Source organism: Kitasatospora sp. MBT66 (genome assembly GCF_000710405.2).
In the GTDB taxonomy this organism is placed as follows: Bacteria; Actinomycetota; Actinomycetes; order Streptomycetales; family Streptomycetaceae; genus Kitasatospora; species Kitasatospora purpeofusca.
Map to the genome: position 1 here is coordinate 1027544 of NZ_JAIY01000010.1, position 391 is coordinate 1027934.

The 391-nt window shown below is 83.9% G+C and carries 1 pseudogene; it reads left to right on the forward strand.

Annotation, left to right across the window (positions count from 1 at the left end):
• Window positions 1-56: 56 nt before the first annotated feature.
• Window positions 57-391 (forward strand): annotated as a pseudogene (locus tag BI06_RS52930) (hypothetical protein); the annotation flags it as partial.

Here is a 391-nt window from a genome sequence, read left to right on the forward strand (position 1 = left end):
CGCCCGTTCCCGAAGCCGGGACCGAAGCCGGGACCGAAGCGGAGACCGGGGCCGGGGTGGAGAGCCCGTTCGCGTCCCAGGCCGACCCCCGGGCCCGGCACCGGGTCCCCGCCGAGCCCGGGACCGCCTCCGGTCAGGAGCCCGGACCCGAGGCCGAACCGGCGCCGGTCCCCCTGCCCACGCCCGTCCGGGCCACCGGTGCGCCCGCCACCGGCAGCCTCGCCGGGACGGGAGCGCCGCCCCGGCGGGTCCCCCTGGCGAGCGCCGGCCCGGCCACCGACCCCGCCACCGGCGCGGGCGCACCGTCCTCAGCCGGGAGCGCCACCGCCGGATCAGGGGCCGGCCCGTCCGGCTCCGCCCCCGGCGGCCGGACGGGTGCGCCGGGCGAGCC